Consider the following 1,139-nt stretch of genomic DNA (forward strand, 5'->3'; position numbering starts at 1 on the left):
ACATTTCAGGACTCACGCAAAGCCTTGACGCCATCTTTGCCACGGCTTACGTTACTCGTCAATAACATTCTAGGGAAGGGTGGACATGGACTTCTTCCTCACGACCGGCAACCCGCCCCGTGGAGGCCTGCGATGACTCCCGACGTGGACTCCTTGTCCTTCCAGCCGCTGACCCCGACGTCGTACCTGGACCGCGCCGCAGCCGCGCACGGAGACCGGGTCGCGGTGGTGGACGGGCCCTCCCAGTGGACCTACGCGCAGCTGCACGACCGGTGCCAGCGGCTCGCGGGCGGACTCGCGCCGCTGGCCGGAGATCGTCCAGTGGCGGTGCTGGCACCGAACACCCACGTCGCGCTGGAAGCGCACTACGGGGTGCCATGGACAGGAGTGCCACTGGTCGCGGTGAACACCCGGCTGGCCGCGGACGAGGTCACCTACATCCTGGAGCACTCCCGTGCCGCCGTGCTGATCCACGACCCCTCGCTCGAGGCGCTGGCCGATGAGGCACTCGCCCGGATGCACGCCCCGCCACACCGAATCCGGGCGGGACAGGAGTACGAGGACCTGCTGGCCGCGGCGCAGCCCCTGCACCGGACCCCGGCCGACGAACGGTCGCTGCTGTCGATCAACTACACCTCGGGGACCACCGGCCGCCCCAAAGGCGTGATGTACCACCACCGGGGCGCGTTCCTGCAGGCCTTGGCGATGGTGGGGCATACCGCGCTGACACCCTCGAGCGTGCACCTATGGACGCTGCCGATGTTCCACTGCAACGGATGGACGTTCCCGTGGGCAGTGACCGCCGCGGCCGCGACACACATCTGCCTGCCCAAAATAGACCCTGCCGAGATCTGGCGGCTGCTGCGGGAAGAGGACGTCACACACCTCAACGGAGCACCGACCGTGCTCTCGATGATCGCCTACGCCCGCGAAGCCGAACCGCTTGAGCACACAGTGCGGATCGCCACCGGTGGCGCGCCGCCGTCGCCGTCGATCCTGCGGCGAACCACGGAGCTGGGATTCGACGTCACACACCTGTACGGGCTGACCGAAACCTACGGACCCGCCATGCTGTGCGACTGGCGCCCGGAATGGAACGACCGCGACGCCGAAACGCGGGCACGGCTCAAAGCCCGCCA

General features: G+C 67.9%; 1 protein-coding gene. It reads left to right on the forward strand.

The window, feature by feature from the left end; translation table 11 throughout:
• Window positions 1–132 precede the first annotated feature (132 nt).
• Window positions 133–1,139, forward strand: a 1,007-nt coding sequence (locus tag ACWDKQ_RS36330) for an AMP-binding protein (protein WP_450143266.1), incomplete at its 3' end; no start/stop codon positions are given.

This window comes from Saccharopolyspora sp. NPDC000995, from assembly GCF_053599315.1.